At 70.6% G+C, this 14522-nt stretch carries 14 protein-coding genes and 1 tRNA gene; 11 read left to right on the forward strand and 4 right to left on the reverse strand.

Going from position 1 to position 14522, the window contains the following annotated elements; genetic code table 11:
* Nucleotides 1-194 precede the first annotated feature (194 nt).
* Together B1L11_RS05300 and B1L11_RS05305 are read left to right on the forward strand one after the other, a co-directional pair.
* Nucleotides 195-1673, forward strand: a complete 1479-nt coding sequence (locus B1L11_RS05300) for a hemolysin family protein (protein ID WP_079313433.1) — start codon at nt 195-197, stop codon at nt 1671-1673.
* On the forward strand, nt 1670-2686 hold the full coding sequence (locus tag B1L11_RS05305; RefSeq protein WP_079313434.1) for a hemolysin family protein: 1017 nt from the start codon (nt 1670-1672) through the stop codon (nt 2684-2686). The genes B1L11_RS05300 and B1L11_RS05305 overlap by 4 nt, the downstream gene beginning before the upstream one ends.
* 435 nt (nt 2687-3121) lie before the next feature.
* On the opposite strand, the gene B1L11_RS05310 is transcribed toward B1L11_RS05305, so the two are convergent.
* A tRNA-Leu gene (locus B1L11_RS05310) sits at nt 3122-3207 on the reverse strand.
* A gap of 157 nt (nt 3208-3364) precedes the next feature.
* On the opposite strand from B1L11_RS05310, the gene B1L11_RS05315 reads away from it, so the two are divergent.
* From B1L11_RS05315 to pknB, 8 genes are all read left to right on the forward strand, one after another.
* On the forward strand, nt 3365-4105 hold the full coding sequence (locus B1L11_RS05315) for a DUF3662 and FHA domain-containing protein (RefSeq protein ID WP_079313435.1): 741 nt from the start codon (nt 3365-3367) through the stop codon (nt 4103-4105).
* A 17-nt stretch (nt 4106-4122) separates the two neighbouring features.
* A complete protein-coding gene (locus B1L11_RS05320; protein WP_079313436.1) occupies nt 4123-4587 on the forward strand; it encodes an FHA domain-containing protein in 465 nt (154 codons plus the stop codon).
* The gene (locus B1L11_RS05325; protein ID WP_143736976.1) at nt 4584-5606 is read left to right on the forward strand and encodes a Stp1/IreP family PP2C-type Ser/Thr phosphatase; all 1023 of its coding nucleotides are present in this window, start codon (nt 4584-4586) and stop codon (nt 5604-5606) included. Before B1L11_RS05320 ends, B1L11_RS05325 begins: the two co-directional genes overlap by 4 nt.
* Nucleotides 5531-5860, forward strand: coding sequence for a hypothetical protein (locus B1L11_RS44835; protein ID WP_143736977.1), 330 nt, complete (start codon nt 5531-5533; stop codon nt 5858-5860). Before B1L11_RS05325 ends, B1L11_RS44835 begins: the two co-directional genes overlap by 76 nt.
* Nucleotides 5861-5886: 26 nt before the next feature.
* Nucleotides 5887-7236 carry an FtsW/RodA/SpoVE family cell cycle protein gene (locus tag B1L11_RS05330; protein WP_079313437.1) on the forward strand — a complete coding sequence of 450 codons (1350 nt, stop codon included), beginning with the start codon at nt 5887-5889 and terminating at the stop codon, nt 7234-7236.
* On the forward strand, nt 7233-8690 hold the full coding sequence (locus B1L11_RS05335; protein ID WP_079313438.1) for a penicillin-binding protein 2: 1458 nt from the start codon (nt 7233-7235) through the stop codon (nt 8688-8690). The genes B1L11_RS05330 and B1L11_RS05335 overlap by 4 nt, the downstream gene beginning before the upstream one ends.
* Nucleotides 8687-10168, forward strand: a complete 1482-nt coding sequence (locus tag B1L11_RS05340; protein WP_256862246.1) for a serine/threonine-protein kinase — start codon at nt 8687-8689, stop codon at nt 10166-10168. Before B1L11_RS05335 ends, B1L11_RS05340 begins: the two co-directional genes overlap by 4 nt.
* Before the next feature lie 67 nt (nt 10169-10235).
* Nucleotides 10236-12131, forward strand: coding sequence for a Stk1 family PASTA domain-containing Ser/Thr kinase (gene pknB / locus B1L11_RS05345; protein ID WP_079313439.1), 1896 nt, complete (start codon nt 10236-10238; stop codon nt 12129-12131).
* A gap of 214 nt (nt 12132-12345) precedes the next feature.
* Here the strand turns inward: pknB and B1L11_RS05350 are convergent, their stop codons facing one another.
* Nucleotides 12346-12924 (reverse strand): aminodeoxychorismate/anthranilate synthase component II, encoded by a 579-nt coding sequence (locus B1L11_RS05350; protein WP_079313440.1) that lies wholly within the window; start codon nt 12922-12924, stop codon nt 12346-12348.
* A gap of 194 nt (nt 12925-13118) precedes the next feature.
* Between B1L11_RS05350 and B1L11_RS05355 the strand changes: the two genes are divergently transcribed.
* Complete coding sequence (locus tag B1L11_RS05355; RefSeq protein ID WP_079313441.1) at nt 13119-13364, forward strand: cell division protein CrgA; 246 nt, start codon at nt 13119-13121, stop codon at nt 13362-13364.
* Between the two features lie 123 nt (nt 13365-13487).
* On the opposite strand, the gene B1L11_RS05360 is transcribed toward B1L11_RS05355, so the two are convergent.
* Entirely contained in the window at nt 13488-13694 is a 207-nt protein-coding gene (locus B1L11_RS05360; protein ID WP_079313442.1) for a 4-oxalocrotonate tautomerase family protein, read from the reverse strand.
* Between the two features lie 53 nt (nt 13695-13747).
* Nucleotides 13748-14482 carry an SDR family oxidoreductase gene (locus tag B1L11_RS05365; RefSeq protein ID WP_079313443.1) on the reverse strand — a complete coding sequence of 245 codons (735 nt, stop codon included), beginning with the start codon at nt 14480-14482 and terminating at the stop codon, nt 13748-13750.
* Between the last annotated feature and the right edge of the window lie 40 nt (nt 14483-14522).

The raw sequence follows: 14522 nt of genomic DNA on the forward strand, positions 1-14522 counted from the left end.
CCGATGCGTCCCCTTCTTCACGGTACCCAGACGGCTTCTAAGCAGTCAGTAAAGGCTGCCGGGAAACACAGGAGAGATTCCAGCCGTTACGGTGGTATACCACCACGCGAAAGGATCGTCGTGTCCGTTCCGGACCCCTGGAGTACCTGCCCGTGCACAGGCACGGGATCTCATGATCGCACGGCGGGCGCCCGATGAGCGCCGCCCTCGGCCTCCTGGCCGTCCTCATCCTCACCCTGGCCACCGGATTCTTCGTGGCGCAGGAATTCGCCTTCGTGGCCGCCGACCGCGGCGCCCTCCGCGAGCAGGCGGCGGCCGGTGACGGCGCCGCGCACAGGGCCCTCGACATCACCGGACGCCTGTCGTTCATGCTCTCCGGCGCGCAGCTCGGGATCACCGTCACCACCCTGCTGGTGGGCTTCATCGCCCAGCCCGCGATCGCCGGCGTGCTGCGCGGCCCTCTCGAGGCCGCCGGGCTGCCCGGTGCGGCCGTCCCCGGCGTCGCGGTGGCCCTCGGCGTCGCGATCGCCACGATCGTGCAGATGATCATCGGCGAGCTGGCCCCCAAGAACCTCGGCATCGCGCGGCCCGAGGACGTCGCGAAGTTCCTCGCCCGCCCGACGCACGTCTATCTCGTGGTCGCCGGGCCGGTCATCCGCCTGTTCGACGCCGCGGCCACCCGGCTCGTGCGCCTGTTCGGCATCGAGCCCGTGGAGGAGCTCGAACACGGCGCCACCCCCGAGGAGCTGTCGCGCATCGTGACGGAGTCGGCCGCGGCCGGCGAACTGCCTCCCCGGCTGGCCGACATGCTGGAGCGGGCGCTGGAGTTCGGCGACCGCACCGCCGAGGACGTCATGGTCCCCCGCCCGCGCGTGGTCTCGCTGCGCGCCGAGTGGCCGGTCGACGAGTTCCTCGACGCCCTGCGCACGCACGGCCACTCCCGCTATCCGGTCCTGGGCACCGACGCCGACGACGTCGTCGGCGTGGCGGGGCTGCCCGAGTATCTGAAGGCCGGCTCTCCCTCCGGCGGGCTCGTCGGCGGCATCACCCGCGCGCCGCTGCTCGTCCCCGCGACCCTGCCGCTGCCCGAGCTGCTGCGGCGGATGACCTCCGCCGGTGAGACGTTCACCTGCGTGATCGACGAGTACGGCGGGCTGGCCGGCGTGGTGACGCTGGAGGACCTGGCCGAGGAGCTCGTCGGCGAGCTGGTGGACGAGAACGACCCGGAACCGCTCGGCGTCGTACGGCACGGCGAGGGCGTCTGGGACGTGCCGGGCACCCTCCGTCTCGACGAGGTCGAGCGCGCGACCCACGTCCGGCTGCCCGAGAGCGAGGACTACGAGACCGTGGCCGGCCTCGTCCTCGCACTCCTCGGCCGGATGGCCGAGCCCGGCGACCGGGTCGTCTCCCCCCTCGTGCCCGAGCCCCATCTCTTCGACGACGAGGACGACGACGCCGAGCGGGCCGTGCTCACGGTCCTGAGCGTGCGCCGTCGCGTCCCCGAGTGGGTGCGGGTGTCGACGCAGGCGCCGGCGGATGCGCCGGACGAGGTGCCGGCCGACCGGGAGGAGCGGCCTGAGCGGGAGAAGGCCCGCGCGGCGGCCCGTGGCTCGGGCGGCGCCGACTACGCCCCCGAGCTGTTCTCCGCGCTGTTCCAGGGCAGGCCCGCATGAGCTCTCTCACCGGCGTTCTGCTCGGCGTGGTCCTGCTCGCCGTCAACGGGTTCTTCGTCGCGGCCGAGTTCGCCCTGGTCTCCGCCCGCCGCCACCGGCTGGAGGAGATCGCCGTCAGCGGCGGCCGGCTGGCCAAGGTCACGGCCCGCGCCGCGGTCAGGGGCGGGCGCGAGCTGTCGCTCATGCTCGCCGGGGCGCAGCTCGGCATCACACTGGCCTCCCTGGGCCTCGGCATGGTCGCCGAGCCCTCCATCGAGCACCTGATGGAGCCGGTGCTCACGCTGCTGCCGGAGTCGCTGCGCACGCCCGTGGCGTACGTCGTGGCGCTCGCCCTGGTGACGTTCCTCCACATGGTCGTCGGCGAGATGGCGCCCAAGTCGCTGGCGCTCACGCACCCCGAGCGCGCCGCGATGGGGCTGGCGCTGCCGTTCCGCGGCTTCGCCTGGGTCGTCCGCCCGATCCTGGCCCTGCTGAACGCGCTGACCAACGGCATCCTGCGGCTGGCCGGCGTGCGTCCCCGCGACGAGCTGGCCACCACCCGCACGCCCCGCCAGCTCGCCATGCTGGTCGCCGAGTCGGGCCGGATGGGGATGCTCGACCGCGACGAGCACGACCTGCTCACCCGCGCGCTGCGGGTCCACGCCCAGCCGGTGGAGCGGCTGATGGTGCCCGTCGGCGAGGCGTCCTCCGTGCCCGCGAGCGCCGACGACCTGCTCGTACGCCGGACGGCCGCGCGCGGCGGGAGCCTGCGCATGCTGGTCGTCGCGGACAAGACGACCCCCGACGACGTGGTCGGCGTGCTCCACGTGCGCGACGCGGTCCTCCAGCCGGGACGCAGGGCCGGCGAGCTGGCGACCCCCGTCCCCCGCATGGCGAAGGACACCACGATCTCCGACGCCGTGACCCTGCTGCAGGAGGCCCGCGCGCAGCTCGGGCTCGTCACGGACGCCGGCGGCACGCCCGTCGGTGTGATCGATCTCACCACTTTGGTCGGCGAACTGCTCGTCGCCTGACGACTGTGTCTCCCGCTTCGCTCATCGCTCGCTCGGGAGCGGCGCGCCCGTCATCCGAGCGGGCGCGCCGACCTGGGGCGTCGCGGCCGGGCCCATGCCTGGGCCTTCCCCAAAAAATCTCCCATTTCGAGACAAGTGTGCTCACGAACTGGGACAGAAGGTAAAGGTCGCCGCCTGCAAGCGCGGGGAAAGTGGTTTGAAAGGCGGCCTCCTGAGAATGTGCAGTGCGCGACGAGGGGCCCCGATCTTCGGGGCCCCCGCCGCGACATCGCCATGAGGGCCCGCGCCGTACGGGCCGGGAGGGGAGGCCGGACGTGGAAGCTTCGCTTGCGACCAGGCGAGGCTGCCCATCTGCCCGGGGATCGCAGAAGGTCGTCCTCCCGGGCGGTGCAAAGAAAAAACCCCGCCCGGCGACTGCCGAGCGAGGCTCGTTCCTGGTGGGCAAGGGGGGAGTTGAACCCCCACGTCCTTTCGGACACACGGACCTGAACCGTGCGCGTCTGCCATTCCGCCACTTGCCCTTGCGGTTGGCCCCCATCTCTGGGTGCCTGGAAAGGTTAGCACGTATCCGCCCGTGCTTACGAACCCGGATACGATCCTTCTAAACGACGATGCGAAGGAGCTCAGTGCAGCACCGGAGCGGTCGCGACCGTAGTGGCAATGGAAGGGAGGTATCCGGTGGGAGTCCTTCAGCGCTTCGAGCGCAGGCTCGAAGGGTTGGTTGAAGGGGCCTTCGCGCGGGCGTTCAAGTCCGATCTCCAGCCGGTCGAGGTTGCCAGCGCCGTGCAGAGGGAGATGGACGAGCGCGCCGCGATCGTCGCTCAGGGTCGCACGCTCGTGCCGAACGACTTCGTGGTGGAGCTGTCGACGACCGACAGCGAGCGGCTGGAGGTGTACGCCGACAGCATCAGCCACGAGCTCGCCACTCTCGCACGGGAGTACGCCAAGGAGCAGGGCTATTCGTTCGTCGGGCCGGTGCGGGTGCGTTTCGAGACCGCCGACGATCTCGCGGTCGGGCTCTTCCGCATCCGGTCGGGTGTGATCCGGGGCGCCACGGTGGAGCAGGACGAGATCCGTCAGCCGCCGAGCGACCTACCGGCCAGCCGTCCCAGCGCGTTCCAGGGCCGACCCCGGCTGCTCGTCTCCACCCAGGACGACCCCCAGGGCCAGCGCTCGTACGAGCTGACCACACCGGTCACTTTGCTCGGCCGCGGAACCGATTGTGATCTTCGGCTGGTGGATCCCGGCGTATCACGGCATCATGCCGAGCTAAGAGTGGAAGGGCCGCAGGTCGTGCTCGTGGACCTGGGGTCGACCAACGGAACCTTCGTCAACGGCCAGCCGGTCCGCAGGATCGAGATGCAGGACGGGACGAGGGTGACGCTCGGCCGTACGACACTGGTGTTCAGGCGCGATTAGAGGTAGACAAACGGTCCATGTCCGAGCTAACGCTGCTGCTGATCCGGCTCGCCTTCCTGGCGGTGCTGTGGTTTTTCGTGATCGCCGCGGTCGGCGTCATCCGGACAGACCTGTTCGGTCCGCGTACGGCTCCCGCGCCCGCACGCAAACCGGTCAAGCAGCCCCGACCGGTTTCCAAGCCCAAGAAGGGCGAACCCCGCCAGCTGATCGTCACCGGTGGTCCCCTGCAAGGGACCATCATCAACCTCACGGAGACGCCAATCACCATCGGCCGGGCGAACGACGCCACGCTGGTTCTCAGCGACGACTACGCTTCGAGCCGGCACGCCCGGCTCTTTCCTCAGGACGGCCAGTGGATCGTGGAAGATCTCGGCTCCACGAACGGCACGTACCTCGAACGCTCGAAAGTGACCCGCCCGACCCCGGTGCCCCTCGGAGTTCCGATCCGCATCGGCAAGACCGTCATCGAATTGCGCAAATGACCATCGCACTCCGCTACGCCGCTCGCTCGGACGTCGGGCTCCTCCGTGAAGGCAACGAGGACTCGGCGTACGCCAGCGGCCGCCTGCTGGCCGTCGCAGACGGCATGGGCGGGCATGCCCACGGCGAGGTGGCCAGTTCGGTCGCCATCGCCGCACTGTCGTCCCTCGACCGGGACGCCTTCGGCGGTGACCTGCTCAGCGCCATCGAGGCGGCGGTCCGGGACGCCAACCACCAGCTGCACGCGATGGTGGCCCGGGACCCCAGCCTCAAGGGCATGGGCACCACCCTCACCGCGATGCTCTGGAGCGGCTCACGCTTCGCCCTGGTCCATGTGGGCGACTCCCGTGCGTACCTGCTCAGGAACGGCGAGCTGTACCAGATCACGCACGACCACACACTGGTGCAGTCACTGGTGGACGACGGGCGGATCACCCAGGAGGAGGCCGCCAACCACCCCCAGCGCTCGATCCTGCTGCGCGCGCTGGACGGGAGCGGCGAGGTCGATCCCGACCTGCAGGACCGGGAGGCCCAGGTGGGCGACCGTTACCTGCTGTGCTCGGACGGCCTGTCCACGGTGGTCAGCGCCGAGACCCTGCACCACACCCTGACCACGATCGACGATCCCGAGGACGTCGTCCGGCAGCTCATCGACCTCGCCAATCGCGGCGGCGGGCCGGACAACATCACCTGCGTGGTCGCCGACGTGATCGAGGTGGACGACCTGCAGCCGCCCCTGGGGGCGGCGGCGGTCGTCGGTGCGGCCGGCTCGGGCCGGGTCCGCTCGGCGCCGCCCGACACCCCCCGCGGGGCCGGGCCACCACCGTCACCGCGCCCCAACCCGTACTCACCGACGACGACCTGGACGACGAACCCGTGCGCGAGGCCCAGGCCTCCGCGCGGCGTTCGCGCAAAGGCCGATCGGGCCCGAAAGTGGCCGTCGGGGTGCTGGTCGTCGCCGCCGCGCTCGGAGTCGGCGGCTATTTCGGCTACCAGTGGACCCAGAGCCAGTTCTACATAGGCGCCAAGGGGGACGAGCTCGTCGTCTTCCAGGGCGTCGACGCGGAGGTCGGGCCGGTGTCCTTCAAGAAGGTCGCCTACACCGACCACGTACGCGTCTCGTCGCTGCCGGCGGTGCAGCAGGACCAGGTCCGCAGCGGCATCCCGGTCGACGACCTGCAGGCCGGGATAACCAGGATCAAGAGCTTCGGCGACTCGGCGACGCCCACGCCGGACGCCAAGTCGTCGCCGACCCCCACGAGGTCCAGTAAGTGACTGCTGTCGAAGCCACGCCCGTACCGATGACCGCGAAGAGGCGCGGCGCCCAACTGGGCATGCTCGCCTTCGCCGTGCTGATCGTGATGGGCGCCTACGCCAGCGTCGGGCTCGGGATCAACGGCAAGGTCCCGTCCGGCATGCTCGGCTACGGCCTCGGCCTCGGCGGTCTGATGCTCGCGGCCTACCTGGTGCTGGCCAAGTGGGCACCGTGGGCCGATCCCCTTCTGCTTCCCCTCGTGACGCTGGTCAACGGCCTCGGCCTCGTGATGATCTACCGGATTGAGCTGGCCGGGCAGGCCGGCGCGTCCGCCACGAATCAGCTCATGTGGACGGCGCTCGGCGTGGTGATGTTCTCCGCGACCCTGATCGTGTTGAAGGACCACCGTGCCTTGCAGCGCCTCACCTACACCGCCGGGTTCGTCGGCGTGGTGCTGCTGGCCATTCCCGCGCTGTTGCCCGGGTCGCTGAGCGAGGTCCAGGGCGCCAAGATCTGGATCCGCATCGGCGGGTTCTCGATCCAGCCCGGTGAGTTCGCCAAGCTGGCCCTCGTCGTGTTCTTCGCCGGCTACCTCGTGGCCAAGCGCGACGTGCTCGCGCTCGCCGGCCGCCGGCTGCTCTTCATCGACCTGCCCCGCGCCCGCGACCTCGGCCCCGTGCTCATCACCTGGGGCTTCGCGATCGCCACACTGGTCCTGGAGAAGGACCTCGGCACCTCGCTGCTGCTGTTCGGCGCGTTCATCGCGATGCTCTACATCGCCACCCAGCGCACGTCCTGGGTGCTCATCGGCATCCTGCTGTTCGTCGGCGGCGCCTTCCTCGCCGGGCAGGTCTTCAGTCACGTCGAGGCCCGCTTCAACGTCTGGCTGCACGCGGAGGACCCCGCGCTGTACGACGCGGGCGGCGGCAGCTACCAGCTCATGCAGGGCATGTTCGCCATGGGCTCGGGCGGCATCCTCGGCGTCGGGCTCGGGCAGGGCTACCCCAAGCTGATCCCGCTGTCGTTCTCCGACTTCATCTTCACGGCGACGGGCGAGGAGCTGGGTCTCACCGGTCTGATGGCCATCCTGATGGTCTACGCGCTCATCGTCGAGCGGGGGCTGCGCACGTCGCTGGCCGCCCGCGACCCCTTCACCAAGCTGCTCGCGGGCGGCCTGTCGTTCATCCTGGCCTGGCAGGTGTTCATCATCGTCGGCGGCGTCACTCGACTGATCCCGCTGACCGGTCTCGTGACGCCGTTCATGTCCGCCGGAGGCTCGGCGCTGCTGGCCAACTGGATGCTCATCGCCTTGCTCGTACGGATGTCCGACGCGGCCCGCCGGCCGCCGCCACAGGCGATCCAGGACGAGGGACTGACGCAGGTGTTTCAGCGATGAACAGCACACTCAAGCGCGTCTCCGTGGCCTGCCTGCTCATGTTCGGCCTGCTCATGGCCAACGTGACCTATATCGGCACGGTGAAAGCCGACGGGCTGCGGACCGACTCGCGCAACGTCAGGGGCTTCTACGCCCGCTACGCGGTCGACCGTGGCTGGATCACGGCCGACAACGGCAAGACGACGCTGGCCAAGACCGTGGACACCGGGGACAAGACGTACCGGTTCGAGCGGGAGTATCCGCTCGGCAAGCCGTTCACGCACGTGGTCGGCTGGTTCGCGCCGGAGAGCGCGTCGGGCATCGAGGCCGCGATGAACCGCTACCTCGACGGCAGCCACCCCGACCTGGTGGTCCGCCGGGCCATCGACATGGTCAGTGGCAAGCCCGCCAAGGGCGCGAGCGTCGACCTCACCCTGAACACCAAGGCCCAGGAGATCGCGTACAAGGACCTGGCCGGCACCGGCAAGCGCGGCGCGGTCGTCGCGCTCGAGCCGAAGACCGGCAAGATCCTCACGATGGTGTCCGTGCCGTCGTACGACCCGAACCCGCTGGCCCAGGTCAACAAGGCCAAGGTGAACGCGGCGTACAACAAGCTGGACAAGGACGACAACAAGCCGCTGCTCAACCGGGCCATCGACCTGACGTTCGCCCCGGGGTCCACGTTCAAGACGGTCACCTCGGCGGCCTACCTCAGCGACGACAGCTCCCGGGACGAGAACACGCAGGTCGACGCGCCCGACTCGCTGCCGCTGCCGGGCACGAGCATCTCGCTGCCCAACTACCACGGCGAGTCGTGCGGCGGCCGGGCGACGCTGGTGCAGGCCCTCACGATCTCCTGCAACACGCCGTTCGCCATCATGGGCATGGACGTCGGCTACGACAAGCTCAAGGAGCAGGCCGCGAAGTTCGGGGTCGGCCAGCCGCTGGAGATCCCTCTCGGCGTCGCGGCCAGCAACATCGGCCCGGACGAGGGCAAGGCGGCCCTCGCCAAGACCGCGATCGGCCAGCAGAGCAACCAGATGACCCCGCTGCAGATGGCGATGGTCGCGGCCGGCATCGCCAACCAGGGCACGGTCATGAAGCCGTTCCTGGTCAACAAGATCATGGGACCGGACGGCGCGGAGATCGACGGGACCGACCCCGAGGAGCTGGACGAGGCCGTCACCCCCGAGGTGGCCGGCGAGCTGACCAAGATGATGATCAGCGTGGTCGAGCACGGCACCGGCGGCGCGGCCAAGCTCCCCAACATCACCGTGGCGGGCAAGACGGGCACGGCGGAGACGCTGCCGGGCAAGCCGTCGCACGCGTGGTTCATCTCCTTCGCCCCGGTCGACGACCCGAAGGTCGCCGTGGCGGTCTTCGTGGAGTCCGGCAGCGCCGGCAACGACGCCACCGGCGGCGCGGTGGCCGCGCCGATCGCCCACGACGTCATGCAGGCGGTGCTCGGACAGTGACGGACACGGTGCTCGGCGGGCGGTACCGGCTGACCTCCCCCATCGCCGCGGGCGGCATGGGCGAGGTCTGGCGGGCCGACGACGAACTGCTCGGCCGGGAGGTGGCGATCAAGCTGCTCGGCCGCCATGTCGCGGGCGACGCCACCTTCCGCGACCGGTTCCGCTCCGAGGCCAGGATCACGGCCGCCCTGACCGACCCCGGCATCGCCCAGGTCTTCGACTACGGCGAGACCGACGGGCTGGCCTACCTCGTGATGGAACTGGTGAGGGGCGAGCCGCTGTCGGCCATCCTGGCCCGCAACGGCGTGCTCGGGCCGGACGTCACGCTCGACATCATCGAGCAGACCGCCCGGGGCCTGCACGCGGCCCACCGGGCCGGGGTGATCCACCGCGACGTCAAGCCCGGCAACCTGCTCGTCACCGAGGCAGGACAGGTCAAGATCACCGACTTCGGCATCGCCCGCGCGCTGGAGGCCGCGCCGCTGACCGCGACCGGCACCATCCTCGGCACCGCCCAGTACGTGAGCCCGGAGCAGGCGTCCGGCACCACCCTCACTCCGGCGAGCGACGTCTACTCGCTCGGGGTGGTGGCCTACGAATGCCTCGCGGGCCGCCCGCCGTTCACGGCGGAGACCCCGGTGGCGCTCGCGTTGCGGCATCTCAACGACACGCCCCCGCCGCTGCCCGGCAACGTGCCCGCGCCGGTGGCGGCCCTCGTGATGGCCATGCTGGCCAAGGACCCCGCCGCGCGGCCGGAGACCGGGCCGGTGCTCCTCGACAGGGTGCGGGTGTTGCGCGAGATCCTCGCGGGCACCGCGGCCTCGACGGCGGTGCTCGGTTCGCTGACCGATCCCCAGGGCTTCCCGGCGGCGGGCGGCGCGGGCCGGACCACCCCTCCGGCCGCGCCCGGCCTGACGGCGCCTCTGGGCGAGCCCGCGGGAGCCGGCACCCCGCGTCCCGGCGCCACCGCGCCCATCGGCCCTGTCCCCGCCTCCCCGCGCAGGCTCCCGCGGGCGTCCCCGCGCCCGTACGCGGCGCCCAGGCGGTCCGAGGGGCCCGTCGGCGGGCGGCGCCGCCGGGCGACCCTGCTCCTCGCGACGGCCGGCTGCGCCGCCGCGGTCGGCATCGGGGTCCTGGCCTTCACCACCCTCACCGACGAGCCGCCGCAGTATCCGGGTGAGACGGCCGCGCCCGTCTCACCGTCCTCCTCGCCGTCGCCATCGCCGTCGTCGGCGCGTACGAACAGGTCAGAGGTTCCGCGGACGCATCGGCCGACCGCTCCGGCGGCGTCGGACGAGCCGAGCGCCGTTCCGTCGGCTACCGTAAGCAGGTCGGCATCAACCACCCAGACGCCCACACCGGCTTCGTCCCCGACCTCGACCCCGACTCCGACGTCCACCCCGGCCACGGAACCCAGTGAGACTCCGCTCCCGACGGACGCCCCACCCGACACGAACCCTCCGGATGAGGGGGAGTGATGAGGAGAGGGGTCGATGATGGAGACCGGTGGCACCCCACGATGAACGGCAAGGGACAGTGCAGGAAATGACTCAGCCACGACTACTCGGCGGACGCTACGAGCTGGATGGCGTCGTGGGGCGTGGCGGCATGGCCGAGGTGTATCGCGCCCGGGACATCCGGCTGGACCGTGTCGTCGCCATCAAGACGCTCCGCTCCGACCTCGCCAGGGACCACACGTTCCAGGCGCGCTTCCGGCGTGAGGCGCAGTCCGCCGCCTCGCTCAACCACCCGTCGATCATCGCCGTGTACGACACCGGCGAGGACATGATGGACGGCACGCCCGTGCCGTACATCGTGATGGAGTTCGTCGACGGGCGGACGCTGCGCGACCTGCTGCGCGCCGACCGGCGGCTGCTGCCCGAGCGGGCCATGGAGCTGGTGGACGGCATCCTGCGGGCGCTCGACTACAGCCACCGGGGCGGCATCGTCCACCGGGACATCAAGCCGGCCAACATCATGTTGACGGTCAACGGCGAGGTCAAGGTGATGGACTTCGGCATCGCCCGGGCCATGGCCGACTCCGCCGCCACGATGACCCAGACGGCCCAGGTGATCGGCACCGCGCAGTACCTGTCGCCCGAGCAGGCCCGCGGCGAGCGCGTGGACGCCCGCAGCGACATCTACTCGACCGGCTGCGTGCTCTACGAGCTGCTCACCGGCCAGCCGCCCTTCACCGGCGACTCCCCTGTGGCGATCGCCTACCAGCACGTGCGGGAGGACCCGATCCCGCCGTCGCGGATCGACCCCGAGATCCCGCAGTGGGCCGACGCGATCGTGCTCAAGGCGATGGCCAAGGACCCGGTCCACCGCTACCAGAGCGCCGCGGAGATGCGCGGCGACATCCAGCGGGTGCTGTCGGGCATGCCGGTCGACCCGCAGACGATGGCGATGGCCACCCAGCAGTACAACGGGTACGGCGCGCCGGACCGCACGCGGACGATGACCACCGCCGGCGGCGCCCCCATGACGCAGAGCACGCGCGCCATCCCCGACTACCAGTACGCCCAGGAGGAGCGCGGCGGCGGCCGGTACGACGGGCGGCGGCGCAGCGGCGGCGGCGGCAACACCGCGCTGAAGACCGCCCTGTGGATCCTGATCCCGCTGGTGGTCATCGGCGCCATGATCGGTGTCGGCTACGCCTTCCTCGGGTCCGGTGGCTCCTCGACCGCCGACAAGGTCCAGGTGCCGTCGGTGACGAACCAGACGAAGGCGGCGGCCGAGCAGGCCCTGAAGGCGGCCGGGTTCAAGGTCACCTTCGGGCCGGAGGAGTACAACAGCGACGTCCCCAAGGGCGCCGTCGTGAGCACCGACCCCCCCGGGGGCGAGCAGGCCGACCGCGGGGCCACGGTCACCGTCATCGTGTCCAAGGGCGAGGAGAAGGTCACCGTCCCCGATGACCTGATCGGCAAGACCCCGGAGGAGGCCAGGGCCGAACTGGAGGCGCTGGAGCTGAAGGTCAGCATCGTGCCGAAGGCCTCCACCAAGGAGCAGGGCAAGGTCTTCGACAGCAACCCCAAGCCGGGCGAGAAGGTCGAGAAGGGCGCCCTGGTCCGGCTGTACGTGCCCCAGGAGATGACGGAGGTCCCGAGCGTGCTCGGCCTCACGCTGGAGGACGCGACGCAGACGCTGAAGGGCGCCGGCTTCAAGGTCAAGTCGCAGGAGCGGCCGAGCGACACGGTGCCGCAGGGCAGCGTGATCGACCAGTCGCCGCAGCCGGGGACCAAGCTCAACCCCAACACCACGATCACACTGACGGTCTCCAGCGGTCCCTCTCAGCAGCAGGAGACGCCGACCCAGCCGCCGACCCAGGAGGAGCCGACGGACACGCCGACCGACGGCGACACCGGCGACGGCGGTGACGGCGGCGGCGTGCAGATCGGGCCGCCCGGAGAGGGCGACGACAACCCGTTCGGCAACTAGCCGGAAGAGCGGACGGCGGTCACCGCGAGGCGGTGGCCGCCGTCGGCGTTTCGCCGGGGTTTCGCCGGGGTTTCGAGGGCCCTGCCGCGACACGGCCGGCCGGGCGAACGGCACAGAGCAGGACGGACGACTCCGGACATGAGGAAGGGCTTCCGCCACTCGGGGGCAATGGCGGAAGCCCTCACTCTTCTAGTCGTAACGAGAGCGGAAAGCGTTACACGATCTGCGCGAGCCAATTTCCGAGCAGCCGATGGCCGTGCTCGGACACGACCGACTCGGGGTGGAACTGCACGCCCTCGATGGGGGCGTCGCGGTGGCGCAGGCCCATGATGACGCCGTCGGGCGTGGTGGCCGTCACCTCCAGCGCGTCCGGCACGGTGCCGGGGACCACGGCGAGCGAGTGGTAGCGCGTCATCGTGACCGGCGAAGGAAGCTCCCGGAACACGCCTCGCCCGTCGTGGGAGATCAGGCTGGTTCGGCCGTGCATGAGCTCGGGCGCGCGGTCCACCACGGCCCCGTACGCCACGGCGATGGCCTGGTGGCCGAGACAGACCCCGAGCAGCGGCAGGCCGCGCTCGGCGCAGTGCCGTACGAGGGACACCGACACCCCGGCGGCCTCCGGCGTGCCGGGTCCCGGCGAGACGAGCACGGCGTCGAAGGCGTCGGCGTCGCCCACGGCGACGTGGTCGCGCGGCCGTACGTCGCAGTCCGCGCCCAGACCACGCAGATACTGCACGATCGTGTGCACGAAGCTGTCGTGATTGTCGACCACGAGCACCCGGATCGAGCCCATAGGTGTCTCCCGCTTCACCGGGGTGGTGGGTGTGCAGAGCGGAAATCGGACTTTCAGCGTACGGCAATCCCGCATGGGGGATCGCCCGGCGGGGCCCGCGCCGACTATCCTTGCTCGGGACTTCACCGCCACAGCGATTACGCTATTGACACCAGCCCGCACGACCGCGCGGGTACCCACCAGGAGAAGCTCCCGTGCCCAAGTCGAAGACCCGCAAGAAGGCCGTTTACACGCCGCCGCAGAAGTCGCAGACGGTGAAGGTCAGCCCGCGTTGGCTCGCCCCCGTCATGGTGGCCTGCTGGATCATCGGTATCGCCTGGATCGCGATCTACTACATCGCGCCGACCGTTCCCGGCATCTCCGCCCTGGCGAACTGGAACCTGCTGATCGGTTTCGGGCTCATCATCGTCGGCGTCGTGCTGTCGACGAAGTGGCGTTAGGCTGCTTTCTTAAGATTCTTTCCACAGCTTTTATCCACAGCCTGTGGACAGGTGATCAGGCTGCCCCAGGCCGGGTTCGGACCGGGCGGCGCACTGCCCGGCCCGGCCCTGGCGTGAGGACGGTCAGCTTCGGCCGAGCATCTCGGCGGTGAGGATGTTCCCTCCGAGGCCCCACCCACCGTCGGGCACCTCCTCCACGAGGACCAGGGTGGTCGCCCGGGCCCGTTCGCCGTACACGTCGGCGTAGGCGTCGGTGACGGCGTCGATGAGCTTCTTCTTGGACTCGGGGGTCAGGGTGTCGGCGGGCACCTTGAGGTTGGCGAACGGCATGGTCGTTCCTTTCGGGTTGTTTCGGGTGTTCCCTGGGTGGAGTGCGGCGGGCGTCAGACGATGCCGCCGTTGGCGCGCACGACCTGCCCGTTGACCCAGTGCCCCGCGGGGCTCGCCAGGAAGGCGACGACCTCCGCGATGTCCTCGGGGGTGCCGAGCCGTTCGAGCGGGGGCTGCTTGGCCATCCGCTCGATCGTGGCCTCGTCCTTGCCTTCGAAGAAAAGCTCTGTGGCGGTCGGGCCGGGCGCGACCGCGTTGACCGTGATGTCCCGCCCCCGCAGTTCGCGGGCGAGCACGAGCGTCATCGCCTCGACGGCGCCCTTGCTGGCGGCGTACGCCCCATAGGTGGGCAGTTGCAGGCCCACGATGGACGTGGACAGGGTGATGATCGCGCCACCGCCGCGCACGCGGCGCGCGGCCTCCCGCGCCATGACGAATGTGCCGCGGATGTTGGTGCGGTGCAGGGCGTCCAGCTCGGCGAGGTCGAGGTCCGCGATCGGGGACAGCGACAGGCGACCCGCCGAGTTGACGACGACGTCGACCCCGCCGAACTCCTTCTCCGCCGCGTCGAACATCGCCGCGACCTCGTGCTCGTCCGCGACGTCGGCCTGCGCCGCGATCGCCCGGCCGCCGGCCGACGTGACCGCGTCGACCACCTCGGCCGCGGCCGAGGCAGAGCCCTGATATCCCACGACGACGGCGAAGCCGCGTGCGGCCAGCGTCGTCGCGATCGCCCGGCCGATCCCGCGGGAGCCGCCGCTGACGACGGCCACGCGCTGATCACTCATTGGAAACCCTCTCCTATCGCTGATACGAGCTGTTCGTATC

It is taken from the genome of Microbispora sp. GKU 823 (assembly GCF_002027145.1).
Taxonomy (GTDB): Bacteria; Actinomycetota; Actinomycetes; order Streptosporangiales; family Streptosporangiaceae; genus Microbispora; species Microbispora siamensis.